At 60.7% G+C, this 21117-nt stretch carries 20 protein-coding genes; 10 read left to right on the forward strand and 10 right to left on the reverse strand.

Going from position 1 to position 21117, the window contains the following annotated elements; all coding sequences use genetic code 11:
- Positions 1-10: 10 nt before the first annotated feature.
- Both tdcB and tdcA read right to left on the reverse strand, forming a co-directional pair.
- Entirely contained in the window at positions 11-1000 is a 990-nt protein-coding gene (tdcB, locus tag CWM61_RS03555) for a bifunctional threonine ammonia-lyase/L-serine ammonia-lyase TdcB (RefSeq protein ID WP_002910762.1), read from the reverse strand.
- A gap of 93 nt (positions 1001-1093) precedes the next feature.
- Positions 1094-2032: a transcriptional regulator TdcA gene (tdcA, locus tag CWM61_RS03560; protein WP_100630704.1), complete on the reverse strand. Its 939-nt coding sequence runs from the start codon at positions 2030-2032 to the stop codon at positions 1094-1096.
- A gap of 757 nt (positions 2033-2789) precedes the next feature.
- On the opposite strand from tdcA, the gene CWM61_RS03570 reads away from it, so the two are divergent.
- Genes CWM61_RS03570 through CWM61_RS03590 form a run of 5 tightly spaced genes read left to right on the forward strand, consistent with a single transcriptional unit; the run spans position 2790 to position 7503 of the window.
- Positions 2790-3878 carry an ABC transporter ATP-binding protein gene (locus CWM61_RS03570; protein WP_100630705.1) on the forward strand — a complete coding sequence of 363 codons (1089 nt, stop codon included), beginning with the start codon at positions 2790-2792 and terminating at the stop codon, positions 3876-3878.
- Positions 3871-4500, forward strand: a complete 630-nt coding sequence (locus CWM61_RS03575) for an ABC transporter permease (RefSeq protein WP_074385493.1) — start codon at positions 3871-3873, stop codon at positions 4498-4500. The genes CWM61_RS03570 and CWM61_RS03575 overlap by 8 nt, the downstream gene beginning before the upstream one ends.
- Positions 4500-5168 (forward strand): ABC transporter permease, encoded by a 669-nt coding sequence (locus CWM61_RS03580; protein ID WP_004203269.1) that lies wholly within the window; start codon positions 4500-4502, stop codon positions 5166-5168. The genes CWM61_RS03575 and CWM61_RS03580 overlap by 1 nt, the downstream gene beginning before the upstream one ends.
- A 60-nt stretch (positions 5169-5228) precedes the next feature.
- Entirely contained in the window at positions 5229-6128 is a 900-nt protein-coding gene (locus CWM61_RS03585; protein WP_074385491.1) for an ABC transporter substrate-binding protein, read from the forward strand.
- A gap of 58 nt (positions 6129-6186) precedes the next feature.
- Positions 6187-7503 (forward strand): LLM class flavin-dependent oxidoreductase, encoded by a 1317-nt coding sequence (locus tag CWM61_RS03590; protein WP_227520638.1) that lies wholly within the window; start codon positions 6187-6189, stop codon positions 7501-7503.
- Positions 7504-7550: 47 nt separating this feature from the next.
- On the opposite strand, the gene CWM61_RS03595 is transcribed toward CWM61_RS03590, so the two are convergent.
- The 3 genes from CWM61_RS03595 to CWM61_RS03605 all read right to left on the reverse strand — a co-directional run bounded on the left by CWM61_RS03595 (position 7551) and on the right by CWM61_RS03605 (position 10613).
- The gene (locus CWM61_RS03595) at positions 7551-8351 is read right to left on the reverse strand and encodes a phosphate/phosphite/phosphonate ABC transporter substrate-binding protein (RefSeq protein WP_100630706.1); all 801 of its coding nucleotides are present in this window, start codon (positions 8349-8351) and stop codon (positions 7551-7553) included.
- A complete protein-coding gene (locus CWM61_RS03600; RefSeq protein ID WP_165784163.1) occupies positions 8344-9330 on the reverse strand; it encodes a fatty acid desaturase in 987 nt (328 codons plus the stop codon). Before CWM61_RS03600 ends, CWM61_RS03595 begins: the two co-directional genes overlap by 8 nt.
- A gap of 74 nt (positions 9331-9404) precedes the next feature.
- Positions 9405-10613, reverse strand: a complete 1209-nt coding sequence (locus CWM61_RS03605) for an ROK family transcriptional regulator (protein WP_032733255.1) — start codon at positions 10611-10613, stop codon at positions 9405-9407.
- 214 nt (positions 10614-10827) lie between these two features.
- On the opposite strand from CWM61_RS03605, the gene CWM61_RS03610 reads away from it, so the two are divergent.
- Genes CWM61_RS03610 through CWM61_RS03630 form a run of 5 tightly spaced genes read left to right on the forward strand, consistent with a single transcriptional unit; the run spans position 10828 to position 15856 of the window.
- The gene (locus CWM61_RS03610; protein ID WP_008804325.1) at positions 10828-12072 is read left to right on the forward strand and encodes an extracellular solute-binding protein; all 1245 of its coding nucleotides are present in this window, start codon (positions 10828-10830) and stop codon (positions 12070-12072) included.
- Positions 12073-12081: 9 nt separating this feature from the next.
- A complete protein-coding gene (locus CWM61_RS03615; RefSeq protein WP_060619410.1) occupies positions 12082-12990 on the forward strand; it encodes a carbohydrate ABC transporter permease in 909 nt (302 codons plus the stop codon).
- Positions 12980-13819 carry a carbohydrate ABC transporter permease gene (locus CWM61_RS03620; protein ID WP_008804323.1) on the forward strand — a complete coding sequence of 280 codons (840 nt, stop codon included), beginning with the start codon at positions 12980-12982 and terminating at the stop codon, positions 13817-13819. The genes CWM61_RS03615 and CWM61_RS03620 overlap by 11 nt, the downstream gene beginning before the upstream one ends.
- 2 nt (positions 13820-13821) lie before the next feature.
- Positions 13822-14784, forward strand: coding sequence for a carbohydrate kinase family protein (locus CWM61_RS03625; protein ID WP_100630707.1), 963 nt, complete (start codon positions 13822-13824; stop codon positions 14782-14784).
- Complete coding sequence (locus CWM61_RS03630) at positions 14771-15856, forward strand: ABC transporter ATP-binding protein (protein ID WP_008804321.1); 1086 nt, start codon at positions 14771-14773, stop codon at positions 15854-15856. Before CWM61_RS03625 ends, CWM61_RS03630 begins: the two co-directional genes overlap by 14 nt.
- 61 nt (positions 15857-15917) lie before the next feature.
- Here CWM61_RS03630 and CWM61_RS03635 read toward each other — a convergent pair whose 3' ends face one another.
- The 5 genes from CWM61_RS03635 to CWM61_RS03655 all read right to left on the reverse strand — a co-directional run bounded on the left by CWM61_RS03635 (position 15918) and on the right by CWM61_RS03655 (position 20952).
- Positions 15918-16664, reverse strand: a complete 747-nt coding sequence (locus tag CWM61_RS03635) for a proteasome-type protease (protein ID WP_100630708.1) — start codon at positions 16662-16664, stop codon at positions 15918-15920.
- 16 nt (positions 16665-16680) lie between these two features.
- Positions 16681-17496, reverse strand: coding sequence for a transglutaminase family protein (locus tag CWM61_RS03640; protein WP_061154154.1), 816 nt, complete (start codon positions 17494-17496; stop codon positions 16681-16683).
- Entirely contained in the window at positions 17493-18422 is a 930-nt protein-coding gene (locus CWM61_RS03645; RefSeq protein WP_002910835.1) for an alpha-E domain-containing protein, read from the reverse strand. The genes CWM61_RS03640 and CWM61_RS03645 overlap by 4 nt, the downstream gene beginning before the upstream one ends.
- The gene (locus tag CWM61_RS03650; RefSeq protein ID WP_004180417.1) at positions 18416-19855 is read right to left on the reverse strand and encodes a circularly permuted type 2 ATP-grasp protein; all 1440 of its coding nucleotides are present in this window, start codon (positions 19853-19855) and stop codon (positions 18416-18418) included. The genes CWM61_RS03645 and CWM61_RS03650 overlap by 7 nt, the downstream gene beginning before the upstream one ends.
- A gap of 182 nt (positions 19856-20037) precedes the next feature.
- The gene (locus CWM61_RS03655) at positions 20038-20952 is read right to left on the reverse strand and encodes an alpha/beta hydrolase (RefSeq protein ID WP_074385484.1); all 915 of its coding nucleotides are present in this window, start codon (positions 20950-20952) and stop codon (positions 20038-20040) included.
- Between the last annotated feature and the right edge of the window lie 165 nt (positions 20953-21117).

Below are 21117 nucleotides of genomic sequence, written 5' to 3' on the forward strand. Positions count from 1 at the left end.
ATGTATTGAATTAAGCGTCAACAAAACCCGTAATTTGCGATACCCGCGAGAGATCGATATTGCCCCCGGAAATCAGGCTGACCGTTTTGCGGTTCTGGATATAGCTGTCTAGTTTGCCGCTTAATAACGCGGCGCAGGCCAACGCCCCGGCCCCTTCGGTGATCACTTTATTGCGCTGAATTAAGGCGACCATGCTCTGGCGAATGTCGTCCTCACTGACCAGGACGATGTCATCCACCAGCTGGCGGGCGATTTCATAAGTCAGTTTCCCTGGCCGGGCGACATCGCAACCATCGGCTAAGGTGCCGGCGTGGCGATGGCTGGTGATCTCCCCGGCATACCAGGAGGCGGCCATCCCGTGAACATTTTCTGACTGCACGCCAATAATGCGGATCGTCGGGTTAATGGATTTAATCGCAATCGCGATGCCGGCAATTAATCCCCCGCCGCCAATCGGCACGATGACATTATCCACGTCATACAGATCTTCTAATATTTCGAGACCAATCGTTCCCTGCCCGGCAATCACCTGCGGGTCGTCATAGGGGGGAATAAAAATACGCCCCTCAAGTTCAACAATATCGCTGGCTTTGGCGAGGGTATCGTTAAAGTTATCGCCATGCAGGACTACCTCTGCCGAATAATCGCAGGTGGCGGCGACTTTCGATTTCGGCGCCCCTTTCGGCATCACCACTTTCCCGTCAATGCCGAGCATGGCGCAGGAGAGCGAGACCCCCTGCGCATGGTTGCCCGCCGAACAGGCCACCACCCCTTTGCGTTTTTCCGCCGCGGTTAAACCGCAGAGCTTATTAAAGGCGCCACGGATTTTAAATGATCCCGTGCGCTGCATATTTTCGAATTTAAGGAATATTTCCCCCTGGCAGCGTTCGCTAAAATAATTCGAGCGGGGCATACCCGTTTTATATATTTTTCCCGCCAGGCGTTGCTTCGCCTCGAGAATATCGTCAATGGATACCGGAAGATCGTAGGTAATATGCATGATGGCCTCTGTATCTTAATATAAAGTCAATGACCGGGCGTCATCCTGCTGATAACAGCGAGGAAGTGTGTTGGGTTATTTAATCAATATCAGTCAGGCAATTTCTATTGGCTGCCAGTGGCGGTTGCCCTGCCCCGAAGAGTACTGTTTCGCCATCTCCACCAGCGACGCCGCCGCGGTTTTAAGCCGGTAATTCTTCGACCATACCGCCGCATAGCGCGCTACCGGCAAGGCCTCTTTAATGGGGATGGTGACAAACTGACTCGAGCCGAACGGCGTGGTCATGTCGCAGGGGATCACCGTCAGAAAATCGGCATTGAGTACCAGGTTATAGATCGTCACCACCGAATCGGTATTGACGATATTTTCGCGGCGGATGCCGCTGCGCTGCAGGGTGGCCAGCAGTTCGCTGTAATAGCCCATATTGGTCTCCGGCAGCACCCACTGCTCATGCTGGAGCGAGGCCAGGCGGACGGTGCCGTTGCCGATCCGCGCCCGGTTCGCCACCAGCACAAACTCAGACTCAAACAGCGGCTCGACGTGCAGGTCCTGCAGTTTCATCTCATCACTCAGCGTCCCGATGGCGAAGTCGAGACGCCCGTCGCGGATCGCCGGTAAAAAAGCGGAGAGCTGCGCTTCATACATCGATACCCGCGCCTTCGGGAAGGTCATTTTAAACTGATGCACCATCTCCGACATAAAGGTAAACCCGACCAGCGAAGGGAAACCAAAGGAGACATCCACCACCGCGCTGTTGGTCAGAGCATTCATTTCATTGACCATATTTTTCATTTCACGGGTGATCGCTTCTGACCAGTTGAGAAATACCTGCCCGGCCTCGGTGAGCGAGACGCCGGTATTTCGCCGGACGATTAATTCGCTGCCAAAATAACTTTCCATGTCACCAATGATTTTACTGACCGCCGGCTGAGTGAGTCCTAACACTTTTGCTCCGGCCCCGATTGACCCGCTGCGGATCACTTCCTGGAAAACCACCAGATGCTGTGTTTTAGGCAGAGAAAAAGTATTCATCGCGTCTCACTTTCATTCCTTTGTTGACGGCGGAAAGTGTAACAAATCGCGATTGCCGGGTTATGTGAGAGCTCTCACAAAGGCTCCGCCGCGGCGGATAGCCAGACTTCGCCAACAAAAATAAAAACACTAAAATCATTAAGTTATAATAAAAATGAGTATTCTTTATGCGACTTTCGGCGTGCGCGAATGCGGGGATAAAAATAATTGATGGCGATAACAGCGCCGCTAAAATGACGATAAAAAATACGCCTTTTGTACGCTATTCGACCATCACTGTCAGGCTGGTGGAAAATCCCAAAATTAAATTAATGCTGTAAACAATAAAAAGCAGACGTAATAAACGCCGTTATTTAATGACAAGCCGGTTGGGCATCACATTTTATCCCCAGCGGTTGGGGAAAATGCGCGGTCATTATTTACACCAAAGAAACATTAAATTCACAATCTTGTTTTTCTTGGCGGCGGACGGCGCTGCTTTTTTTCGCCATCTTACAGTCGGTCATACTTTGATTAAAATCAACCCTGGTAATTTATCTTTTACGGCGGCCAATGGAGAGTCATTTGTGTTGCCGATCACAAATCCATAAAACAACGGCCTGGCCTCGCTTCCGCCGCAGATGATTAACCAGCTTTTCACTATGCAAATGCAAATAACGTATTTGCCCTCCCCGCAGGCGCTCTGTAGTTTGAGCCAGGATCCCGGCGCCAGTTTATCCGGGTCAGGACTTTATTATTCAGAGTGTTAAATTCCGCCATGATAAAATTAGCGCATCTTTTTAAAACCTATCCAGGCAGCGCCCAGCCAGCCATTCGCGACCTCAGTCTGGATATTGATCATGGCGAATTCTGTACCTTCGTCGGCCCGAGCGGCTGCGGAAAAACGACTATCCTGCGGATGATTAACCAGCTGGATATTCCCGACAGCGGCGACGTCTATATTCAGGGCGTCCGCCTCGCTGACGCTGATATTATCCAGATCCGCCGCCAGATCGGCTGCGTGATGCAAAGCGCTGCGCTCTTTCCCCATCGTACCGTGGCGCAAAATATCGCTACCGTGCCGCGGCTGGCGGGCTGGAGCAAAGCGCGGATCCGCGCGCGGATTGACGAACTGGTGGCGCTGATGTCGCTCGATAGTCATCTGCTGCACCGCTATCCGCATCAGCTCTCCGGCGGCCAGCAGGGGCGTGTGGCCATCGCCCGCGCTATCGCCGCCGATCCGCCCATTTTACTGATGGATGAGCCTTTCGCCGCCATCGACCCGGTGGTCCGCGAACGCCTTCAGGATGAGCTCTTGCTCCTGCAGCAGCGGCTGCAGAAAACCATTGTATTAGTGACCCACGACATCAATGAAGCGATCCGCCTCGGCGATAAAATCGCCATTTTCCAGGAAGGCGGCGTGCTGGCGCAGTTTGATACCCCCGACCGTATTCTGGCCCACCCGGCGAGCGAGTTCGTGCGCCGCTTTATTGGCCCGGAACCCAATCTGAAGCGGCTGGGCATGATACAGGTCGGCCAGCTGCCGCGTCACGATGTCCCCCTGCTCGACGAAGCGCTGACGCCGATCGCCAGCGCCCATCCACCGCTGGCCAGCCCGTTGCGTCTGGTGCTTGACCGCCAGCGACGCCCGCTGCACTGGTTTGATCCGCAGCGGGGCCTCACCCTGCCGGTGGAGCGCCCGCTCGCCAGCAGCCACAGCCTGCGTTTTGCCTACAGCGCGCTGCTCGACGTGGCGACCGGCGTGCTGGTGCATGTGGATGACGAAGGACAATACCAGGGGGCGGTATCCCACACCCTGCTGCAGCAGGTGCTCGACGGCGCGGTGGGGGTGCGATCTCATGATTGACTGGGGTTGGGTTATCGATAACCGCGCGATGATCGGCGATCTGCTCTGGCAGCATGCGCGGATGGTCCTGCTGGCCCTGCTTTTCGGCTCCCTGCTCACCGGCGGCCTGTTAGCGGTGACCTTACGCTGGCCCGCGACGGCGCAGCCGCTCATCACCCTGTGCGGCGTGCTCTTTACCATTCCCTCGCTGGCGCTGTTTATTTTATTGCTGCCGTTTACCGGGCTGTCGCTGACCACCTCGCTGATTGGCCTGACGCTGTACTCCCTGCTGATCCTGCTGCGCAACGTGCTGGCAGGCATGGAGAAGCTGCCGCAGGCGGCGCTGGAGTCCGCGCGGGCGCTCGGCTACACCCGCGGGTTCCGCTTCTTCGATATCGAGCTGTGGCTGCTGCTGCCCTCTCTGTTTGCCGGGCTGCGCATTGCCTCGGTGACGCTGGTCGGCCTGGTCACCGTCACGGCGCTGATCGGCCAGGGCGGGCTGGGGCAGCTGCTGCTGGCGGGTTTTAATCAGGACTTTCTGACGCCGATTGTCGTTAGCCTGGTCCTGAGCCTGCTCCTGTCGCTGGTCTTTGACGGGCTGATTGCCCGTCTTGGCGACTGGCTAACGCCGTGGACCGAATGATGACGCTGCTTCTCGCCACCTTTCACTGGCTAACCCAGCCGGAGCACTGGCTGGGTGACGAGGGCATCTTGCTGCGCCTCGGCCAACACCTTTATTACGTGCTGGTCAGTATGGCCGTGGCCTGCGCCATTGCCCTGCCGCTCGGCATTGCGCTGGGCTACTGGCGCAAAGGCGCCTTTGTGGTGATCAACCTGTTTAATCTCGGCCGCGCCATTCCGTCGTTAGGGCTGATTTTATTATGCATCATTGTTTTTGGCTTTAACGATATCCCGGTGCTGGCGGCGCTTATCGCGCTCTCGATCCCGCCCATTCTCACTAACACCTGGGTGGGGATTTATCACGCCGACCGTCCACTGTGCGATGCGGCCATCGCGCTGGGCATGACCCCCTGGCAAAGCCTGTGGCAGGTGCGGATCCCGCTGGCGGCGCCACTGATCCTCGCCGGGGTGCGCACGGCGCTGGTTCAGCTTATCGCCACGGCGGTGGTCGCGGCCTATGCCGGTCTGGGTGGGCTGGGACGTTTTCTGATCGACGGACTCGGGCAGCGGGATATCCCGCAGGTGATCGGCGGCTCGCTGGTGGTTTCCCTGCTGGCGATAGGCGGTGAACTGCTTTTCGCCCGCTGCGCCGGCCGCCTGGTTCATCGCCGTATTGCCGCGCCTTATTAGCGTGAAACTGACATGACCCCAGCGCCTGGGGCTGATTAACCTGAAAATAAAAGAGGTATTATGAAGCAATTATTTGGCAAGGCCGTCACCGCCCGTCGATTTCGTCTCTCGCTGCTGGCTGCCGGGCTATTCAGCCTGAGCGTTAGCAGCCTTGCCGCCAGCGTCACGGTGGGCGGGGCCAACTTTACCGAAAGCTCCATTCTCGCCAACATCTACGCCAGCGCGTTAAAGAAAAATCATATCGAGGCCAACACCCGTCTCAACCTTGGCAACCGGGAAATTATTATTCCGGCGCTGCAGAGCGGTGAGATTGATATCGTCCCGGAATATCTTGGCGCTCTGCTCAATTTTTATAACGGCAAAACCGAGGCCACCAGCCAGCAGGCCGTTAGCGCTGAGCTGGCCCAGGCCCTGCCCGCCGATTTCACCCTGTTGACCCCGGCCCCGGCCACTTCGATCACCGCCTGGGCGGTACGTGCCGAGACCGCGGAGAAATACCATCTGCGCACCCTCTCCGACCTGAAGCCCGTCGCCCCGCAGCTGGTGATCGGCGGACCACCGGAGCTGGCGGTACGCGCCCTGGGCCTGCCGGGGCTGAAGCGCGTCTATGGTCTTGAGTTCAAAGCGGTGAAATCGCTGGACATGGGCGGACCGCTGACCCGGCTGGCGCTCAATTCGGGCAAAATCGACGTCGCGACGGTCGTCTCCACCCAGGGCAACCTGGCGAAGGAGAAATGGGTGGTTCTGGAAGATGATAAACATGAGCAACCGAGTCAGAACGTGGTGCCGCTGGTGCGCAAAGCCAGCCTGACGCCGGAGATCAGCGCCGTGCTCAATGAGGTTTCCGGCAAGCTGGACAATGCCACGCTGATTGCCCTCAACCAGCAGGTGGATCTCCAGCATAAAGATCCGGCAGCCGTCGCCGAGCAATGGGTTAATGCCAACCTCCCCCAACACTGACCGTCACCCCGCCACGGATGGCGTTCAGCCGCGAGTCCACGCTATGTCTACCCGACACATGATCCTGAACCTGTTCTTTTATAACCCGCAGGGGGATTACCGTTTCTCCTGGCGTCACCCTGACGCACCAGAAGCGGAAATATTTACCCTCAACTATTACGCCAGTCTGGCGCGCAAGGCCGAAGCGGCGACCCTGGACGCTATCTTTGTCGCCGATCATATCGCGGTGTGGGATACGGTGCCCAGCGGCCTGACCCACTATGCCAACGCCCGGCTTGAACCCCTGACGCTGCTCTCCGCCCTCGCCGCGGTGACGGAGCATATCGGTCTGATGGCCACCGCGTCGACCTCCTATAACGAACCCTATAACCTGGCGCGCTACTTTGCCTCGCTGGATTTCCTCAGCAATGGCCGGGCCAGCTGGAATGTGGTGACGTCGTGGCTGGAAGAAGAGGCGGCAAACTTCGGTCTGGAGCAGCTTCCCCGCCACGGCACCCGCTACCAGCGGGCCAATGAATTCATCGACGTGGTCACTCGCCTGTGGGATTCCTGGGAAGATGGCGCGGCGATCTTCGATAAAGCGCACGGATTATTCGCCGATGCCGGCAAGGTGCATCACCTCGACTATCAGGGCGAGTACTTTCGCGTGCGCGGCCCGCTCAACGTCCCTCGCCCGCCGCAGGGCCATCCGCTGCTGGTGCAGGCTGGCTCTTCAGAGGCGGGAAAAGCGCTGGCCGCCGCCTGGTCTGATATGCACTTCGTGTTTATTCACTCGATCGCCGAGGGGCTGGCCTATCGCGAAGAGATGAACCAGCGGCTGCGTCAGCACGGGCGAGATCCGGCCCATTTCAAAATTATCGCCGGGGTCCTGCCAGTGGTGGTGAATTCCAGCGAGGAAAAGGCGGCCCGCCAGCAGCTTAACGAGCAGCTGATGAGCGACCAGATGGCTATCGACCTGCTCTCCTCTTATCTTCGGATGGATCTCAGCACCCTGCCACGGGACCAACCCCTGCCGCCGCTCCCCGATGAAGAGAGCTTTGATGGCATCCGCACGGCGCTGAAGCTTATCCGCCAGTACGATCCGCGGCTCACCCTGCTGGAGTTGGGGAAATTGTTATTACAGAGTTCCGATAGCTGGCTGCTGCTGGGCAGCGCCGAGGAGATTGCCGCCACCTTAACGGAGACCTGGCAGGCGGGCGCCGCTGATGGGTTCAACCTGATGTTCCCGCTGCTGCCGGGAGACTTTGACCGCTTTGTTGACCAGGTGGTGCCGATTCTGCAGCGTAACGGCGTTATGCGCGATCGCTATCCACCCGGCACCCTGCGTGAAAAGCTCGGTCTGCCCGCGGTGGAAAACCGCTTCACCGCGCCGTAGCCCGACGAGGCCCGCCCCGGCACAGATCGCTGGCCGGGGCATTTTACCTATAGCTGGCTGACTCCCAGCGCCGCGGCCTCATCCCGCCACGCCAGCAGCGGCGCATAGGCCTCCCGCGGCATATCGCTGTAGCCGCAGATCAGTAAGGCGTCGCACAGAGGACGATAGCGCGCATCGCTCACCAACTGCTGGAGCGCCTCGCGCAGGCTATTCAGCGTCGCCGCCGGGGTGGCGCCGGCGGTGATCAGCGGCAGCCCTGGCGCGGCCGGGCTCCAGCCGATCGCCACCAGGCCTGCCAGGGCCTGCGGCTGATGGCGCTGCAGCAGCGCGTAGGTCACGCAGTCTATGGCGGCGATATCGGCGTTTTCCTTCTGCAGCTCGCGCAGCGACTGCCGATGGCTGCCGCTGAACACCACCGCCGAAAAAAATCGCCCCTCCCGGGAGAGCGGCGCGACCATTTTACGCAGCACGTTGTAGCCGGACTGCGAGTGCTCGGCATTGCACACGGCCCGACGGCCAAAAAAGTCCCCCAGCATCCGGTGACTATCCGTTTCGCGGACCACCAACAGGCTGCGGTAGCGGCGCCCTTCACAACCGGGCGCGGCATAGTGGAAACAGCCCACCGTCTGCACCTCCGGCAGCTGGGTCACCAGCGGGTAGCCGCAGGTCTGGCTCAGCAACAGCGTCGGCTGGCGCCAGTGGTCCAGCAGATCCTCGGGGTCAGCCGCCGGAGGGTCTCCCGTCACCGTCACGCCGCGTTCGGCCAGCAGCGACTGCACCGCCTGCCACAGGGCCTGGGTCTGTTGACGGTGGATGGCATACATCGGAAAGGTCATACGTTCAGCCATGTTCTCCTCCCGCTTGCGCCTGCTCGCCAAAGCCCGGATGGGCGTTCACCGCCACCGCCCGGCGGCCAAAATGGCGTCGCCACTCACCGTACCCGCGCACCAGGAACCCCTGATTACGCTGCAGATAAGCCGTCTGGCGATGCAGATACAGCCGACGTAAACCGTACCAGGGGACGCCGGGCAGGTCATGATGCACCGCATGGTAATTGAGATTGAGGAACAGCACCCGCCAGGGGAGCCCGGCCTCGTTGATCACCGAGCGGGCCAGCGGGTCATCCGCGGCGCGGTGTTCGAGAAAAGAGCGCACTTTGGTCAGGGCCAGCGCCGGGTAGCTCACCGCCAGCACAAACCACAGTGGGGAAAAACCCTGCGCCGCCATCCAGGTCAGCAGGCCCGTCAGCAGCAACAGATGCAGACTCCACATGGCGATAGCGCGGCGGTCACCCTCGCGGAAAGCCCGCAGCGCGCTGTTCAGGGTATGAATAATATCCATCAGCGGCGCCAGCAGCAGACGCCCCCAGAAGGTGTTGCGCAGGTGGATAAGGCGGCGCTGCCAGGCAGAGAAGCGCTGCCAGCTTTCCGCCGTCACATAGTACGATTCAGGGTCGTCCTCGGGGTGCGTCAGCAGATGGTTGCGATGGTGCGCCAGGTGGCTGTCGCGGTAGATGCCATAGGGATACCAGACCGCCAGCGGCAGCGTCCCCAACAGCTGGTTAAACCATGCCAGCCGGGTGGGATGCCCATGGATAAGCTCGTGCTGTAAGGACATATACCAGGTGGTAAACCAGATCAGCAGCAGCGTGGCCGGCATCAAACCCAGCGTCTGCCAGCCCGCCACGCAGGCAAACCAGCCGCCGTAAACCGTCACTATCAGCAGCCATGTCGGCAGCTCGCTGCGCCACAGCCAGCTGCGCGCCAGCTGGCGGATCAGGATGCGCTGTTGGTCATCCACATAGACAGCCGTCTTCTTTTCCGTCACTTCCGATACCTTGCCCTGTTGCCTCATTCCCTCCGAAGATGTGAGATAACACGTTAAATAACAAAGTATTTAATTTACTTAGCTTTGCCAAAAAGCGCGTTTGTATTCACCGCTTTCATCAACACCTGAAACTGCGGATTAAATTCATCAAAGATTGGCAGCGCAGCGGCGCCCAGCGCGGCGGTATCGGTGCCGGTCATCCCCATTTTGACACGCTGCGCCGGCAGGTAACGCCCGCGCACAGACTGATACAGCGGCGGCAGCCGCGCCAGCACTTTCTCCAGCAAGGGGGCGGGCATCATACCGCCCACCACCACCGTCTCGGCATCGAAGACGCACTCCAGCAAATTGATCGCCTGACGCAACGGCGCCAGGATGCTGGTGATCCACTGGTCGAAAAGCGCAGCGTCCACCGACAGCAGATCTTCCGGCAGCGCGCGATAGGGGTCGAGGCCGCAAAACTCATAGGCCGCCTGCAGCGAAACATAGCGCTCAAGGCATCCCTCATTCCCGCAATAGCAAGGGCGACCGTTCGGCGCGACCACGATATGCCCGACCTCACCGGCGTTATGGGCATGGCCGGTATACACATGACCATCGGTAAAAATACCGGCGCCCAGACCGGTGCCAATATAGAGATAGACAAAAGAGTTGAGCTGCCGCGCCACGCCGTGAAAGCGTTCGCCAATGGCGGCCACCGTGGCGTCGTTTTCGAGGGTCACCGGCAGGCCGCTGAGTCGCCCGAGCTCCGCCGCTACGTCGACCCCTTCCCAGCCGTTGAGCGTCGTGGGCCCCGTCGACGAGATCCCTTCCACGCCAAACGGCCCCGGCATCACGACCCCCATTCCCAGCACCCGCGACCAGTCCAGCGTCGGCAGCGCACGGATCTCATCCAGCACCTCAGCGAGGCGGGCAAAGGTCGCACCAGGCTGGGGCTTTTGCACCAGAATGAGTCGGCGAAAATGGACCTCGCCGGCCAGATCCACCAGCACCACAATCAGCGTCTGATGATCAAGATGGATGCCAATTGACCAGGCGCTGGCGGGATTGAGGCTCACCGGCACCGCTGGCTGTCCACGGCCGCTGGCGCGCCGCGGTTGGTGGCTGGTCAGGAGATCCATCTGCTCCAGCTCCGCCACAATATTCGACACGGTCTGCGGGGTCAGCGCGGTCAGCCGCGCCAGCTCGGCGCGGGTCAGCTCGCCATGTAAACGCACCGCCTCAATGATTACCCGGCGGTTATGGACCCGGGCATGTTCAAGGTTTGTACCTGATGTTTTCATCGTTTCCCTTCCAGGCTGGACTGGTGAAATTTTAGCCGGCATCACAGATCTGACGACGACCCGCGCAGGCGAGCCTTCGCGATGGCATACCCTTTGCTACGCTTAGTGCTGGGGCCACTCGGGAGATGTTGCCGATAGTGTCGCCCTGATTAAATCAATCAAATTGATTTAATAAATCATAACCCCTTTCAGTACAGCACAGCGGAGAGCAAAGATGAAATACCACAGCGCACTACGGGTCAACGCCTGTCTGCTGGCGATGCTCGTTATCAGCGGGAGCGTCAGCGCAGCGACCCAGATTAATGCCCTGTTCATGACCCAGGCGGCCTATAGCGAAAACGACATTCGCGCGATGACCAGTGACTTCGAAAAGCAACACCCTGACGTGAAGGTCAATCTCGAATTCGTCCCCTATGAAGCGCTGCACGACAAGATCGTCGCCGCCCGCGGCGCGGGGGGTAACGGCTACGATGTGGTGCTGTTCGACGCGATCTGGCCGGCAGAGTTTAGCCGCTTCGATCTGCTGCAGGATGTCTCCTCACGGATTGCCGCCGACGAGCGTGAGAAGATTTTCCCCGGGGCGATGAATACCGTGGTGTATCAAGGCAAAACCCTCGGCATGCCATGGATCCTCGACACCAAATATCTGTACTACAACAAAGCCATGCTGGACAAAGCGGGGATCAAAACACCGCCTGCCAGCTGGCAGCAGGTGATGGACGACGCCAAAGTACTTAAGGACAAAGGGATCGTTAAATATCCTCTGGTCTGGAGCTGGTCGCAAGCGGAAGCGCTGGTCTGCGATTACACCACCCTCGTCTCCGGCTTCGGCGGGAGCTTCTACCAGAACGGCAAGCTCGATTTTTCGACGCCCGCCTCGCTGAAAGCGGTCACGCTGATGAAAACCTCGCTCGATCAGGGGTTGAGCAACCCGGCCTCACGTGAATACCTTGAGGAGGATGTGCGTAAGGCTTTCTCCAATGGCGACGCCGCCTTTGCGCTCAACTGGACCTATATGTACAACATGGCCAACGATCCGAAACAGAGTAAAGTCGCAGGTGATGTGGGTATTGTCCCCGCCCCAGGCGATACCCCGGATAAACCCGGCGCCGTCAACGGTTCAATGGGGCTGGGCATCGCCAAAGCCAGTCAGCATCCGGAAGAGGCCTGGCAGTATATTCACTATCTGACTTCCCAGCCGGTACAGGACAAGTATGCCAAACTGAGCTTGCCGGTGTGGAAAGCCTCGTACCAGGATCCTGCCGTTGCCAAAGGCCAGGAGAGCCTGATCGCCGCCGCCGACAAGTCGTTGAACGTGATGCTTTCTCGTCCCGAAACGGCAGATTACTCGCGCCTGTCAAATACCCTGCAACAGCAGCTTCAGTCAGTACTGCAGGGTAAAGCCACGCCCGACGTCGCCCTCAAGGCGGTCGACACCAGCGCGGCCCGTCTGCGTTAAGGAGGCATGATGCTGAGTCTGCAACGACGCGAGCATCGTCAGGCATGGGTGCTGTTAGCGCCCATGCTTATCGCGATGTTTATCCTCACCGCATGGCCGCTGGCGCGCACGCTGTGGCTGAGTTTTACCGATACTGCGCTGGCGGGAAGCGGCGAGGCGACCCACTACGTCTGGCTGGATAATTATCTTTATGCCCTGACCGACCCGGACTTTCGCGCGGCCTTCGCGCGAACGCTCTATTTCACCGTGGTCTCGGTGGCGATTGAGGGGGCGATCGGCATACTGGTGGCGCTGTTGTTGAATCAGCGTTTTGTCGGGCGAAATGTCCTGCGGGTGCTGGTGATCCTGCCGTGGGCGTTGCCGACTATCGTCAACGCCATGATGTGGCGGCTTAACTTTAATCCCGACTATGGCAGCGTTAATGCCCTGCTCAGCCAGTTGGGGCTGATTGACAGCTATCGCAGCTGGCTGGGCTCGCCGGATTCTGCGCTGCACGCGGTGATGCTGGCGGATATCTGGAAAAACTACCCGCTGGTCACCCTGCTGGTGCTGGCCGCCCTGCAGTCCGTTCCCGACGATCTGTACGAGGCGGCGCGGCTCGACGGCGCCTCGGCCTGGCGGCGTTTTCGCGCCATTACCTTTCCGGCCATTGTGGGTCCCCTTGGCGTCGCGCTGGTGCTACGCACCATCGATGCCTTCAAAGTGTTCGACATTATCTATGTGATGACCCGCGGCGGCCCGCTCGACAGCACCAAAACGCTGAGCTTTTTTGTTTATCAGGAGTCCTTCAGCTACCTGCGCGCCGGCAGCGGCGCGGCCTACGCCATGCTGATGAGCCTGATGTGCGCCGTGCTGATAGCCCTGTATCTGTTTTTGCTGCTGCGTCAGCGGCGCCGGAGTGTTGATGATGAAGCGTAAAGGGTACATCGTGCTGCGTTACCTGGCGGCGCTGGCGGTGGCGATCTCGATCCTCGCCCCGATGCTGTGGCTGTTTTTGATGAGCGTCAGCACCACCGCGGACCTCACCCGCGTCCCGCTGGAATGGCTCCCGCGGCAGTGGGACTTCAGCCGCTATGGCCACCTGCTGTCGCTGGCCCCTGGCGAACCCGGGGCGCTGTTTCTTCCCGCGCTGGGCAACAGCCTGCTGGTGGCCGCCGGCGCGACGCTGGTGTCGCTGTTGCTGGCGATCCCCGCCGCCTTCAGCTTTTCGCGTTATCCCGGCCGCGACGGCTGGCTGTACGCCGGCCTCGGCATCTATATGGTGCCGCCCGTGGCCTTTGTGCTGCCGCTCTATTTTATTCTTGAACACTTTGGCCTGCTCAACACCCGCAGCGGGCTGGTGCTGGTCTACTGCTCGCTGATCGTGCCGTTTCTGACGTGGATGGTCAAAAATCAGTTCGATACCCTGCCGCAGGATATCGAGCAGGCGGCCCGGCTTGACGGTCTGCGCATCTGGCAGGTCCTGCTGCGTATCACTCTACCGCTGGCGAAACCGATGCTTGGCGCCGCCGCGCTGTTCGGCTGGCTGCTGGCGTGGGACGAGTTTTTCTATGCGCTACTGTTCACCAGCAACCTCGCCGCCCAAACGCTGCCGGTGACCATCGCCGGCTTCACCGCCGGCCGCGCCACCGATGACGGACTGGTGGCGGCGGTCGGCATACTGGCCTCAGTCCCTCCGCTGTTGATTGCTATCTGGTTGCAAAAATCGCTGGTCAGCGGCCTCACCAACGGGGGAAGTAAAGGATAACTATGGATAACACCAGGACACCTGTGATCTATATCGTGGGCAATTACAATATTGATTTAGTGATGGGAACCCTGACCCACTGGCCTGCCCAGGGGACTGAGATGATGCTCGAGCACAGCGCGCTGCGGCCCGGCGGATCTGCCGGCAACTGCGCGCTGGCCGCCGCCGCCATGCAGCTTCCGCACTGCGCGGTCGGCTGTCAGGGCGACGACGCGTTTACTCCATGGCTGGCGGCACAGTTTCCCGGCGGCAGCGATCGCTGGCCGCAGTATCCCTGTGAAACTTCGCTGACGGTGGCGATCACCCATCCCAACAAAGAACGCTCCTTCCTCAGCAACCACGGACATATTACCCGCCTGACCGCCGGGGATGTGCTGAGCCAGCTGCCGGCCGCCGCTGGCGAGGGCGATATCGTGTTGCTCTGCGGTACCTTTCTCTGTACCGGGCTGCTGTCCGACTATCCGCAGCTGCTCGCCACGCTCCGCCAGCGCGGGTTTACCCTCGCCGTCGATACCGGCTGGCCACCTCAGGGCTGGAGCGACCCGCTGCGTCATGAGGTCGACCGCTGGCTGGGCGACTGCGACTGGCTGTTGCTCAACGACCTTGAAACCCTGCAGCTGGCCGGCCACCTGACCCTCGCCGAAGCCGCCACAGCCCTGGCGGCACGGCTCAGCGGCCGCGGCGGGTGCGTGGTGAAGCGCGGCGCCGACGGCGCGGACTGCTGGACGACCGACGGCCATCACCATGCGCCGACCCGGCCAGTCACCGTGATCGATACCATCGGGGCTGGCGACAGCTTTAACGCAGGATTCCTTGCCGCACTGCTGAGCGGTAAACCTGCGGCGGCCGCGCTGCGCTGGGGAAATACCGTCGCCGCGCAGGCGATCGGCACCTCCCCCCGCCGCTATCCCGACTGGCATACCCTGCAACATCACCTTGAGGAGGCCACCGATGGCCAGTGTTGAACTGATCGATGTCGCCAAGCGCTACGGCAAACAGACGGTGCTCCAGCCGCTGGACCTCACCATCCCCGACGGCAGCTTTACCGTGCTGGTGGGTCCTTCCGGATGCGGCAAGTCGACCCTGCTGCGCCTGCTGGCCGGTCTCGAAACGCTTTCCGGCGGCACCATTCTGATGAACAAGCGGCCGGTCAACGATCTGGATCCGGCCGACCGCGATGTGGCGATGGTCTTTCAGAGCTACGCGCTCTACCCCCACCTGACGGTGGCGGAAAATCTCGCCTTTCATATGCAGGTCAAAAAGGTGGATAAGCAGTTACAGAAAAGCAAAGTGCAGCAGGTCGCCAGCCTGCTGGGGATTGATAAACTGCTGGCTCGCTATCCGCGTGCGCTCTCCGGCGGCCAGCGCCAGCGGGTGGCGATGGGCCGGGCCATGGTCAGAAACCCCCAGGTTTTCCTGTTCGATGAGCCGCTGTCGAACCTTGACGCCCAGCTACGGATGGAGCTGCGCGCGGAGATCAAATCCCTTCATCAGCGCATCAATACCACCATGATCTATGTCACCCATGACCAGGTGGAGGCGATGACCCTGGCCGATCAGATTGTGGTGATGCGCGACGGGCAGATCGTCCAGCAGGGGGCGCCGCTGGCCATTTACGACCAGCCCTGCAATACCTTCGTCGCCCGCTTTATCGGCTCCCCGCCGATGAATCTCCTGCCCGGTCAGCGCGCCGTGCGCGACGGCCAGCCCGGCGTCGCCTGCGGCGCGCTGTGGTTTCCGCTAGCCGAACGCTGGCATCAGGCCGTGGCGCAGCAGGGCGATGCCCCGCTGATTGTCGGTCTGCGCCCGCAGGATATTCTGCCGGATGCGCATGGCGCGCCGGCAACGGTAAACATCATGGAGGTGACGGGGGAATCCACCCTGCTGCATCTCGACTGGCAGGGTTTTCCGGTGCATGTGCAGGTTGCCGGCAGGGTGGCGGTCGCGGCGCAGCAGACGCTGGGGCTGACTCTCCGCCGCGAAAACCTGCATCTGTTTGATGCCGCCAGCGGCGAGCGGCTGGCGGAGACGCGCTAAGGGCGAAGGGAGCCGGTCATCTTCCGTGTGGCCGGGCTCCGTGCGACGTCGTGTTCCAGGGCTACTCCTCTTCCCGCTCCGCTGGGGTCCAGGTCGGCAGCGTCTGGAAGGTGTGCAACAGCCCTTCGGACCACGCCTTGCGGATGCGGTTGAAGTAGGGATCGCTGTCGGTGATGCGATGCTGCCCGGCACTGCTCAGGCTGCCGCTGCGGTAGAGCAGCGTATCCAGCGGCAGGCCGACGGACAGATTACTGCGCAGCGTCGAGTCAATGGAGATCAACGCGCAGCACATCGCCTGCTCCAGCGGCGTATCGATGGTCAGCACCCGATCGATGATCGGCTTGCCGTACTTGCTTTCACCGATCTGGAAATAAGGCGTGTCGCGGGTGGCTTCAATAAAGTTGCCCTCCGGATAAATATGGAACAGACGATGGGTTTCGCCGGCGATCTGGCCGCCAAGCAGCAGGTTGCAGTTGAAGTTGGTGTTACTGCAGTTCTGCTGGTTGCTGCTGTCGCGCTGGATCACCTCCAGCAGCGTTTTACCGATCAGCATCGCGGCGTCGTAGAGGGAGGTGACCTGCATCAGATTCGGTTCCTGCTGGGTACGGATGCGCGCGCTGAGCAGGCTTATCACGCTCTGGGTGGTGGCCAGGTTGCCAGCGGATTGCAGCACCAGCACCCGTTCCCCCTCCTGATAGAAAACGTGCAGCTTTTTAAAAGTGGCAATATGGTCGACGCCCGCGTTGGTGCGGGAGTCGGAAGCAAACACCAGTCCATCCGCCAGGCACATGGCCACACAGTAGGTCATTGCGGTTTTTCCCGTATTATTGCTGCTGCGCCTGCTGGCTTTGTTCGCGCACTTCAGCGTTGGTTAACATAATCTCCCCGCCGCCGCCCAGCCGGGTGCCCCGTACCGGGCAGGCGTCGAGATAATCCAGCCCGGTCGCCAGCCGCAAATGCTGATTCAGGCGACGGGTATTATTGGTGATATCAAACGACAGCCAGCGGCCGTCGAGCCAGACTTCCGCCCAGGCGTGCATCGCCACATGCTGAGCGTTATCGCTGTAAACATAGCCGCTGACGTAGCGCGCCGGGATCTCCAGTGCGCGGCAGCAGGCCAGAAAAACATGGGTATGATCCTGGCACACCCCCTTCGCGCGGGCGAAAGCGTCGGCGGCGGAGTCCTGCACCTGGGTCGCGCCGGGGGAGTATGGCATTCTTAACAGCAGATCCGCCATCAGTTGATTCAGACTTTCTTCCGCCGCATCGGGACGATAGAGGCGCTGGGCAAACTCACGGATCGCCGTATCGGCGCGGGTTAGCGGCGTACAGCGCAGAAAAACCAGCGGCGACAGCAGCTCAGCCTCTTCATCACGCGTCTCTTCTCCTTCGTCGGCGATATCGACAATCCCGCTGGCGCGGATAGTGATCTCCTTGTGCGGGTTATCCAGCGTCAGCACATGCAGCACATTGCCCCAGCCGTCGGTGGTGGTCACCGCCGCCCCGTCCGGCAGGGTCAGCGTCCAGGCGGTGATGGTCTGCCGTCCGGTACTGCGCGGCGTCAGGCGCAGATACTGGGTGGAAAACTTCACTTCTTCATCGTAGCCATAGCGGGTGAGATGATCGATGACCAGTTTCATAAGGCCTCCAGATAGGTTTGTCTGATGCTGTCGGACAGCGCGTTAATTCTCGCCAGCAGGCCGTTAAGGGTGGTCTGCAGGTCCGCCTGCGCCAGGTCGTCGCGGGTGCTGAAGCGCAGGTCAACGTTGAGCTGATGGGCCAGGCGCAGCGGTTGATAGGAGCGATCGTTGGCGATTTTCTCCAGCTCGCCGACCAGATCGGCAATGCTGGCGCGCAGCGAACGCGGAATATCGTTACGCAGGATCAGCAGCTCCATCACCGTTTCACGACTGACCGGCTGGCGGTAGAGGCTGTTGTAGGCTTCGCGGGCGCTGACCGCATTGAGCAAGGTATCCAGTCGATAGTATTCCCGCACCGGATCCGGGTCGTTGGTCAGTTGTTGATCCTTAATCAGCAGCAGTTGGGTGGTGGCAAACGCACGCTCAATCAGCGTGCCGATACCGATAAAGCTCAGCGCGTCGTTGCGCAGCAGCGTGCCGATCACCGCCCCGCGAAACAGATGCACCCGCTCTTTCACCCACTCGAAAAAGCCGTCGCTCCCCAGTTCGCCCAACCCCTGCTGGCGCAGGGTTCGCAGCTCGATTCGGGTGGCGTTGATGCTCTCCCACACCTCGGCCGACAGACTGCCGCGCACCGCGTGCGCATTGTTCCACGCCATCTCCACGCAGCTGTAAATACTGCAGGGGTTGTTGCCATCGAGGGCAAAAAAGTTGAGCAGGTTGCTCATGGTAAAACGGGCATGGCGCGCCTGAAACAGCTCGTGGGTCATCGACAAATTCAGCGGCAGCGCCAGATCCCGCGACTGCTGGCTGTGGCGGGGGATCATCGATAATTTCCAGGTCACGTCCAGTACCCGGGCGTAGCTTTCCGCCCGCTCGAGATAGCGGGCCATCCAGAACAGTTCACTCGCCGTACGACTTAGCATGATGCGTCATCCTCCATCACCCAGGTATCCTTGGTTCCGCCGCCCTGCGACGAGTTGACCACCAGCGACCCTTCGGTCAGCGCCACGCGGGTCAGGCCGCCGGGCACCAGCCGCATCTCCTGCCCGGACAGCACGTAGGGCCGTAAATCGATATGTCGCGGCGACAGACCTTCATCAACGAAGGTGGGACAGGTCGACAGCGCGAGGGTGTCCTGGGCGATATAGTTGGCCGGATTGGCCAGCAGGCGCTGGCGGAAGGCCTCTCGCTCCTCTTTGGTCGAACGCGGGCCAACCAGCATGCCGTAGCCCCCGGCGCCATGGACCTCCTTGACCACCATCAGCTCGAGATTACTCAGCACATAGCGCAGGTCCTCTGCTTTCCGGCACTGCCAGGTGGGGATATTACTGAGGATCGGCTGTTCGCCGAGGTAAAAGCGGATCATCTCCGGAACGTACGGATAGATTGATTTGTCGTCGGCGACGCCGGTGCCGATGGCGTTGGCCAGCACCACGCCGCCGGCGCGATAGACTGACAGCAGCCCCGGTACGCCAAGCATCGAATCGGCGCGGAAGGCCAGCGGGTCTAGCCAGGCGTCATCGATGCGGCGATAAATCACATCCACCCGCCGCGGCCCCTCGGTGGTCCGCATATACACCGCGCCGTTCTTAATGAACAGGTCGGCGCTCTCCACCAGCTCGACCCCCATCTGCTGCGCCAGGAAGCTGTGCTCGAAGTAGGCGCTGTTGAAGCGCCCCGGCGTCATCACCACGACGCAAGGGTCATCCACCAGCGAGCTTTCGCGCAGGGTCTGCAGGAGGTAGCTCGGGTAGCGCTCCACCGGCGCAATGTGATGCTGTTCGAACATCTCCGGATAGAGGCGCATCATCATCTTACGGTTTTCGAGCATGTAGGAGACGCCAGACGGCGTACGCAGGTTATCCTCCAGCACGTAGTACTGACCGTCGTTATTGCGCACCATATCGACGCCGGTGATATGGGCATAGGTGTTGTTTGGCAGGTTGATGCCCTGCATGCACGGCTGATACTGCTCGTTGGCCAGCACCTGCTCGGCCGGGATCAGCCCCGCGCGCAGGATATTCTGCTCATGATAGATGTCATAGAGGAAGGCGTTCAGCGCTTTCACCCGCTGGCGAATACCGCGGTCAATGCGCTGCCACTCCCCGGCGGGTATGATCCGCGGCACACTATCAAACGGGATCAGCCGCTCGGTTCCCTCATCCTCGCCGTACACGTTAAAGGTGATGCCGATACGGTGAAAAAGCAGTTCCGCTTGCGCTTTTTTCTGCCGGATAGAGAATTGATCAGTGTTGCGAAACCATTGCCACCAGGCATTATAGTGCGGCCGCTGTTCACCCTGCGCGGTCAGCATCTCGTCATAATAATGCCCGTCAGGTAGCGTAATTTTAATCATGGCTATCCCCTCCGGTTGTACTCACTTTGTGGTAATCCCGGTAAGAGATAAGCATTAATTATGCCAGGTCCTCTGCCGCCGCGGCGTTGTGCAAATCCGTTCTGACCCGCCGTCTGGTTGTGCAAAAAATCGCCAGAACAGCCGCCCGCGCCCGGCTACGGTTGCACCGTCGTGAGGCAGCGCTACGGTTTTTGCGCCATCGTGGACGCCAGCGCCTTCAGCCAGGCGGCGTAGGCCGTGGGCCAGGCGGTCGTCGGCGTTCCCGGGCGCCCCATACCAAAGCCATGGCCACCGCGGGTATAGCGGAAAAGCTGCACCGGAACCTGATGCTGGCGGCAGGCGTCAGCCATCAACAGCGTATTGTGCGGATCGGAAACCGGATCGTCCTCTGCCTGCACCAGGAAACAGGGCGGCGTGGCCGTTGTCACCCAGGTTTGTACCGACCAGGCGCGGTCGGCCGCCTCGCTCGCCTGCGGCCCCACCAGCAGACGATGGGTCGCCGTATGGCTCCAGGGTGGCAGGAGCGTGATCACCGGATAGATCAGCGCGGCGCCGTCGGCGGTGGCGGGCTGGTGGTCCAGCGCATCCACCGGCGGGTAGCTGGCGAACACCGGCCGACAGGCGGCCATCCCCAGCAGATGTCCCCCCGCCGAAAAACCGAGCACGCTGACCTGCGATTCCCGGGCGCGGATCAGCCGCAGAGCTCGCTGCGCATCCTGCAGCGGCGCCAGCGCACCGGCCTGCCAGCCCTCCCCCGGCAAGCGGTAGCTCAGGACATAGGCGGTATAGCCGTGCGCCGTCAGCCAGTGCGCCGCAGGCCAGGCCTCACTGCCCATCTCGATCCGCTGGTATCCGCCGCCGGCCGCCACCAGCACCCCGTGGCCAGTGGCCCGGGCGGGTTGCCAGACCGTCAGCACAGGACGAGCGATATGGCTCAGCGCGCCGCGGGCGGATAACCGAGACTCGCCCCCCGGCCCGCCTCCGCCCGGCGGTTGATCCGGCCACAGCGGCAGCGTCAGCGCCGGAGCAGTGGCCGCCGCGCCCCGCGCCGCAGACAGCGCGGCGGCGCTGAACAGAAGAAATTGACGTCGATTCATGACTGGCTCCCGGGCGCGTTGGCTTGCCTGTAAGCCTAACCGCTTTGCTGGCGGTTGTATCAGAAAACCTGACAGGTAAATCCTCTGTTTTCGCGCAAAATGTTACCCCTGACACGCGCAGCGGCAGATATTCGTCTAAGGTTTTTGGATGGCCAAACGTCGTGG

This window comes from Klebsiella sp. K-Nf6, from assembly GCF_002806655.1.
Classification (GTDB): domain Bacteria; phylum Pseudomonadota; class Gammaproteobacteria; order Enterobacterales; family Enterobacteriaceae; genus Klebsiella; species Klebsiella variicola.